5 protein-coding genes are annotated in these 6,869 nt (G+C 65.9%); all 5 read right to left on the bottom strand.

What is annotated here, in order from left to right:
* Positions 1 to 253: 253 nt before the first annotated feature.
* A complete protein-coding gene (locus HG262_RS11685) occupies positions 254 to 610 on the bottom strand; it encodes a hypothetical protein (protein ID WP_211187207.1) in 357 nt (118 codons plus the stop codon).
* Positions 607 to 1,101, bottom strand: coding sequence for a hypothetical protein (locus HG262_RS11680; RefSeq protein ID WP_169271177.1), 495 nt, complete (start codon positions 1,099 to 1,101; stop codon positions 607 to 609). The genes HG262_RS11685 and HG262_RS11680 overlap by 4 nt, the downstream gene beginning before the upstream one ends.
* A gap of 95 nt (positions 1,102 to 1,196) precedes the next feature.
* Complete coding sequence (locus HG262_RS11675; RefSeq protein WP_169271176.1) at positions 1,197 to 1,784, bottom strand: TetR/AcrR family transcriptional regulator; 588 nt, start codon at positions 1,782 to 1,784, stop codon at positions 1,197 to 1,199.
* 166 nt (positions 1,785 to 1,950) lie between these two features.
* Entirely contained in the window at positions 1,951 to 4,092 is a 2,142-nt protein-coding gene (locus HG262_RS11670) for a LamG-like jellyroll fold domain-containing protein (protein WP_169271175.1), read from the bottom strand.
* A gap of 77 nt (positions 4,093 to 4,169) precedes the next feature.
* Positions 4,170 to 6,683 (bottom strand): class I tRNA ligase family protein, encoded by a 2,514-nt coding sequence (locus HG262_RS11665; protein ID WP_169271174.1) that lies wholly within the window; start codon positions 6,681 to 6,683, stop codon positions 4,170 to 4,172.
* Between the last annotated feature and the right edge of the window lie 186 nt (positions 6,684 to 6,869).

Genomic DNA, 6,869 nt, shown 5'->3' with positions numbered 1-6,869 from the left:
GTGCTTGGCGTCCCGGCTTGAGCCTGGCATGCGCTGATGTCTTGTTGGGTGGTTTCGGGAGTCTGCCCTTTTAGCGGCGTGACCGTCTGTGCGGCGGCGCCAAGGCAGAATAGGGAAAGGACCGGGGCGGCGCAGATAAAGATGGATTTTTTCATCGAAAACTCCATTCGCGGTCAGGGGTCCGCTACGCTGCAGTCTAGCGTGGCGTGTAGCGCCCAGGGGCGAATACGGCGTACCCCAAATGGGGTATGGCCTATCTGCCCGATGTCCGGTGCGGCAGGATGGGCGGCAGCCCTGCCGAGAAGCGATAGGGCTGCAGGGGCAGCAGGCCTTGGATTGTGCCCAGGTCGTTGGCGGCCTCGGCGCGCACCTGTTGCGCGGTCTGCTCGTTGCGCAAGGCTTGATTGGCCGCAAGCGACTGAGCGTCCAGCCAGGCCAGTTGATCGTGGAATGCCTGGATGGCGTGCTTCAGGCAATGGGCGAACGGTGGCGCCTGTGGGCGCGCCGCACGATCGGCTTGGGCCTGGGCGCGCAAGCGCTCGGCCCGGTAGCCGTCCACGACGTTGTCGATCCGGGCAGCGCCAATCGGTTCAATGGCGCGGAAACTCATCGTGACTCCTTGCGTGCGCGGATCCAGAGCTGCTGCGTCACGGCGCCGATCACGAAAATTCCGAACCACGCCGCCAGCGCGCCGCGCACCAAGGGGGATTGCGGCCCGTCCGCCAGCGGATGCGAGACAGGCAGCCGCGTCAGCGTTTCTGCGATGCCGGGGACCCACATCAGGAAAAAGCTGAACGAGAACCCCAACTGGGCCAGATGCGGTTTTGCCCGGGACAGCCACGGCATCCGCGACACCAGCAGCGCGCCCGATACCGAGAGCAACGCCAGAATGCCCAGCGCGTGCCCGGCGTTGAACCCGCCCGAGCTGGACAGTCCGAACGAGGTCAGCACGGCCAGCAGCAGCCCGCCCAGATAGATCTTGCCGGTTCGCGTGCTGCTGTCGATTCCGCGATACCGCGCGAAACTGTACAGGCCCACGGTGGCGGGGACGAGGCTGATGAGGGTGTGCGCGGCCCCCAAAGCGGAAATAGGATGTGGCATGGTCGGTGCTCCTTGAAATCCATTAAACAACCAACTAGTTGGTCGGTAGACAAGCAAAATAAAAGGCGCACCGGTGGATGCGCTTCACGCTGTGATCAATCCGATACGGTCAACTGGCGAATGGCCGCGCGCGAAATCGACGCGAACACCTCGGGGTCGCCCAACGCCCGCGCGGTCAGCATCGCGCCATGCACCGTCGACATGAAGGTCTGCGCTTCCACGGGGATGCCGTCGCGCAGTTGGAACTGCCCTGTGGACACGCCGCGTTCAAGCACCGATCCGATCCAGGCAGCCAATTCGCCGAAATACGCCCGCACTTCGTCCACGATCGCTTGGGGAAGCAGGGGCGATTCGGCGGCCAGCATTGCGCAGATGCACATGGGCATCGAGCCGTCGCGCAAGCACTTGGCCCAGTAATCGGTGTAGGCGGTCAAGCGCCCCACGGGGTCCGGGACGTGTAGATCCAGCGCCGCCAGCCCGTTGCGGGCCTGCTCGCGATGATGGACGACCACGGTTAGGACCAGATCCGCTTTGGCCGGGAAATGATGGTGGATGCTGGGCTTGCCGATATGGACCCGTTCGGACACATCGGCGTAGCTGAACCCGTGATAGCCCCCGGCGGCGAGCAGCAGTCGGGTTTGCTCGACGATCTCGATTGCTCTCGGGGAAAGCTCCAAACTCATTGCGAATCCATCCAGGGTGACGAAAAAAGCCTGCCGGCTGCCGCGGCGCGCGGCGCACGTGCCGCCATTGCGCGGGCATGGCAACCAATCTACTAGTTGGTCGGCTGGAAGTCAAGGCCACCCCGGGACCTTGGCGGCGGCGCCGCGTGGCGCCGCCGGTTGCCGCTCAGCGCTTGCGGGCCGTCAGCCATTGCGCCGGTGAAAGCGCCTGGCCCACGATGCGGACTTCGCCGATGCTGCCGAAGAAGCCGTCGGCGCGCGCCCCATCCCACGAACCCGCGCCGATGATCCACGGCATGTCGGCCGCCAGCGTGGCCAGGCCAGGGGCGTCGGACGCGTTGCGAAGTACCGGCGCGCCTTCGATGTACAGGATGGTTTCGTGCGTAGCATTGTCATTCACGATGGCGACGTGCAGCCACTTGTCGGCGATGATCTCGCCCGACCAGTTGGTCTTGGCTTCACGCGTGCCGGTGCGCTCAGGCACCACCTCCCATTGGATTTCGCGCAGGCTGGACACCGCGAACAGCAGCGGAGGCGACTCCGGATCGCCGCCGGAGAAGCCCGGCAATGCGCCGCGTTTGCCGTCGCGCGTCATGATGTTCATCCACGCGTGCCGCGACGCGGTCCAGTCGCGGTCGATCTTGATGAAGGCTTCGACGGTGTAGCCGTTGGGCGCCGTCTCCGCGTTCAGCGCGGCCGCCGTGCCGGTCGTGAAGTAGCTCATGCGCGCCGTGTTCTTGTCGGTGTTCAGGAACCGCACCGAGCCGGGAGCGGCAGACAGGTAGTGGTGGTCGTTGGACCAGACCACGTCGCCCAGTTGCGCGCCCGCCACGCCGTCGACGTTCAGGGATGCGCGGCGCACCGGGTTCAGGCCGGTGCGGTCGGCGACGACTTCACCCACCTGCACTGGTTGGCCGTCTGCGCCGCCGAAAAAGCGCCAGTGCGCCAGCGTGCCCGACACCTGCGGGTAGTCTTCGCTGTCGGCCGCCGGCTTTTGCTCGGTGGCGGCCGGATCGGTGTAGTTGGCAAGAATCAGGGCGCGGGCCTGCTCGACCAGCGCGGTGTGCGTGGGCGCGGCCGCCTTGAAGTCCTTGTTGAAGCCGCCGAACCGCTTGGCGAAGTCCATCTTGATGGTGAACTGCTCGTTGGCGCCCGTCAGCACCGCCTGGTCGAACGTGTTGAGGGTGCCTTTCGGTTTTTGAGGCACCCACGGCGAGAACGACAGCACGCGGATCTCGTTGTTGCTCAGGTCGAATTCGTACAGGCGCATCAGGCCGTTGCCGCCCTGGTAGGCCATCTGGTAGTCCACCACCATTTCCTCGACGGGGTTGCCGAAGGCATTGGTCTTGGTCAGGTGCGCGGCGCCGTGATAGTGGCCGTTGAGCGTCATGAAGATCTGATCATTGTCGCGGATCAGCTTGTCCCACAGCATCAGGCCGTAAGGCACTTCCAGCGGCGTGACGCCGTCCTTGTCGATGTTCAGCAACTGGTGGTTGACCAGGATGACGGGCAGCGAAGGGTTGGCGCGGATGACCTGGTTGGCCCACGCCAGCGCGGCGTCGGAAATGCGCCACGACAATGACAGCACCATGAATTTCTGGCCCTCGGCCTGGAACACGTGGTACTCGTGGAAGCCGCTGGGGTCGCGGCCCCCGAAGGTGGCTTGCTGCTTGGCGCGTTCGGCGCCAAAGGTCTGCAGATAGGGCTCCACGGCCAGGTTGCGCTGCGCGTCGGTCGCGCTTGCCTGGCTGCTGGCGTCGACATAGTCGCGGTCCAGGATCACGTCGTGGTTGCCCGCCAGGATCGAGTAGGGCACGCGGGCGTCCTCCAGGATCTTCATGGCCGCGTCGGCCACCTTCCACTGGTCGGGCTTGCCCTGCTGATCCACCACGTCGCCCAGGTGGATCAGGAACGGAATGCTGAGCGATTTGGCGTGGTCGGCTACCCACTGTGTCTGCGCCTTGAAAGGCTCGCTGCCGTACTTGCGCATGAACTGCTGGTTCTCGGCGTCGGTCGCGTAGCGCGAATAGAACTGCGTGTCGGGCAAGACCGCCACCGCGAAGCTGGATACGTTCTTGGGCTGCGGTTCCGGTTCCGGTTGCGGCGCGGGGGCGCCGGGCCCCGGGGTGGCGTCATCGTCGTCGTCATCACTTGCGCAGGCGGACAGCAGCAGGGAGCCGCCTACCGGCAGCAGCGTGGCGCCGAAGCCTGCCTTGAGCAGGCTGCGGCGGCGCGGGTCTGTCGCGGTCGGCAGGGGGGAGTGTGTCTTGGCAATGTCATGTTTGCCGTCGTGCTTGTCATGCGCCATCTGTGCCGCCCGTCCGAAAAAGTGGGAAGCATAGAAACGCCGAATGACGGGATGATGAATTCCGCCATGCCCGATCATCACCGCAAGCTGAGCGCTCCCTGGACGTCGACGCAGCGCTCGCACAGCCCGCCGTCATCCGGCACGGACGGCGCGTGCCGGCGGCAACACGGACACGCGCGCCACGCCGTCGGCTGGAAGCTCGCTTGCGCGCCATCGGCCATCGCCTCTTCCTGGCGCACATCCGCGGCGCCGAGCACGTCCGCAAATGCGCCCAGCCTGTTCGCCACGGCCCGCGATAGCGTGACCTCCACCTGGGCGGGGCCCTTGACCCGGTCATCCCGATTGCCTTCCACCCAGCGGTGCAGGGCCCCCTTGACCTCGACCGCTTCCTCATAGGCCGCGAGGCTTGCGGCCTCGTCGTCGAAGGCCGGCAGGCGGACGTCGGCAAGCGTGGTCAGCAGCACGCTGTCCGCCTGCTCCGCACCCGCCGTTCTCAGGTACTGGAAAACTTCCTCGCAAGAGAAGGCCAGTACCGGGGTCAGCAGCCGCACCAGTGTGCGCACCAGCAAGCCCAGCACATGCTGGACCTGCCGCCGGCGGGGCGCGTCAGGCTGGTCGCAGTAGAGACTGTCCTTCACCGCCGGAAAATAATCGCTGGATGCGCGTTCCGCATAGCGCAGCAGATGGGATACGGCAGCGGCAAAGTCGTAGCGGTCGGCCGCCTGGCAGACATCGGCGCCCAGCTTGCGCAGCAAGGTCACCTGGACCCGGTCCAGCGGATGAGCCAGCGGCGGCGCTCTCCAATCGAAATCCTGCAGGTTCTGCAGGCAGAAGCGCATGGTGTTGCGCAGCTTGCGGAAGCGCTCCTTGGTCAGCGCCAGCGCCTCGCCCGAGAACTTCAGTTCCCGCGTGAAGTCCTGCTGCAGCGTCCACAAACGCAGCACGTCCGGGCTCAGGGTCTTGAGCATCTGGTCCAGCGGCTGGTAGTTCTTGCTGGACTTCGAAAACTTCTGGCCCGTGCCATCCACCACGAATCCGTGGGTGACGACCTGCTTGTAGGGCGCGCCGCCGCCCGCCGCCGCGCAGGTCAGCAGCGACGACTGGAACCAGCCGCGGTGCTGGTCGGAGCCTTCCAGATAGACGTCGGCGGTGCGGCCGTAGCGCTGCATCAGCACAAGCTGATGGGTCACGCCGCTGTCGAACCACACGTCCAGCGTGCGGCGCGGCCCTTCGCTCTGCCAGGCTTCCACGCCTTCCGTGGCGACCCGCGCCGCCAGGCGCAGGTCGTCGGGGTTGGCCGGATCCACCAGGGGCGTGCCCCACAGCCGGTTGCGCGATACGCACCAGGCCCCGCGGCCGGCCAGCATGCTGGTCAGCCGTTCACGGCCGGAGGCGGGCACGAACGTTACCGCTTCCAGCGCGCGCAGGGCATGCTGCCGGGTCTCGGCCAGGTCCAGGAACCACTCTTGCGACGCACGGAAGAACACCGGCGTCTTGTGCCGCCAGCAATGGGGGTATTCATGTTCCAGGGGGGATAGGGCAACCACCAGGGGCGCGACGCGTTCCAGTACGTGGGCCTTGGCTTGCGCCAGATCCATGCCCTCCATGCCCGGCACGACAAAACGCCCACGCGCGTCCAGGTACTGCTCGACCGCCAGGCCATATTGCTCGCAGACGCGGAAATCGTCCGTACCGAACGCCGGCGCCATATGCACCAGTCCCGTGCCCGCACGGCTGACGAAATCCGCCGGCAGGACAGGGACGGTGTCCCGGGTATAGGGGCTGACCACCGTCAACCCCGCCAGGTCGAAGTCGGGCAGTTGCTCGTCGCCCGCCTGGCGCAAGCGCACCCGCGTGCGCAGGCCGTCCACCGCGGCAACATAGCTCAGGGCCGGGTTGTAGGCGACGGCCTTGTTGGCGGGCAGCGTATACGGCGTCGTGGTCCAGACGTCCAGGAACAGGTTGCGGGCGCCCGCCACCGGAAACAGCACGACGAGGCTATCGCCGGCCTTGGTCTGGTACTCGACCTCGGCTTCCGCCAATGACGAGGCGCACGCCGGACACCAATGCACTGGCCGCAGCCGCGTGACGGCGCCGGGCAGCGCTTGGAACACCTTGGCCGCGCCGGCTTCGAAGCCAGGCGCCATGGTCAGATAAGGCTCGTCCCAATCGGCGGCCACGCCCAGTTCCCGGAATTGGGCGGTCTGCAGGTCGACCTGCGACCGGGCATAGGACCGGCAGGCCGCGACGAAGGCCGTCGGGTCGTCCTTGCCGTGGCCCAGGCGTTCGACCTCCAGTTCGACAGGCAGGCCGTGGCAGTCGAAGCCGGGAACATACGGCGCGAAATAGCCTTGCAGCCGCTTGAACTTGACGGCCGAGTCTTTCAGGCCTTTGTTGACGGCGTGGCCCAGATGCAGGGGGCCGTTGGCATAGGGCGGACCGTCGTGCAGCAGAAAGAGGGGACGCGCGCCTTGCGTGCGATGCAGGCCCTCGACGACCGGCAGGCTCGACCAGCGTCGCAGGGTTTCCGTCTTGTCGGCGTGCAGAGTAGTCAGCGGGAAGCCATGCTTGAAGAGATTCAGCGTGTACATTTTTTCGAGTCCAGAAATGCAAAAAGGGCAGCGTTCTGTACGCTGCCCTTTGGAAGGCGAGGTGCGAAGGTGGGGCTTAGCTGCCCAACGTAATTCGCCCCCGGCGCCCAATGGCAGCGGAGGAGCGAATAATCACGATCGACAGGAATCTGGACACGGGTATGGGCTGATGGGCGTGTTGATGAT

It is taken from the genome of Achromobacter sp. Bel, assembly GCF_012928505.1.
In the GTDB taxonomy this organism is placed as follows: domain Bacteria; phylum Pseudomonadota; class Gammaproteobacteria; order Burkholderiales; family Burkholderiaceae_B; genus Achromobacter.
The sequence above is the reverse complement of the archived record's forward strand: the minus strand, read 5'-3'. Positions and strand labels throughout refer to the sequence as shown.

What these genes read in the sequence shown, in the direction of transcription:
- HG262_RS11685 (WP_211187207.1), bottom strand. Translation starts at nt 610, where the DNA reads ATGAGTTTCCGCGCCATTGAACCGATTGGCGCTGCCCGGATCGACAAC.
- HG262_RS11680 (WP_169271177.1), bottom strand. Translation starts at nt 1,101, where the DNA reads ATGCCACATCCTATTTCCGCTTTGGGGGCCGCGCACACCCTCATCAGC.
- HG262_RS11675 (WP_169271176.1), bottom strand. Translation starts at nt 1,784, where the DNA reads ATGAGTTTGGAGCTTTCCCCGAGAGCAATCGAGATCGTCGAGCAAACC.
- HG262_RS11670 (WP_169271175.1), bottom strand. Translation starts at nt 4,092, where the DNA reads ATGGCGCATGACAAGCACGACGGCAAACATGACATTGCCAAGACACAC.
- HG262_RS11665 (WP_169271174.1), bottom strand. Translation starts at nt 6,683, where the DNA reads ATGTACACGCTGAATCTCTTCAAGCATGGCTTCCCGCTGACTACTCTG.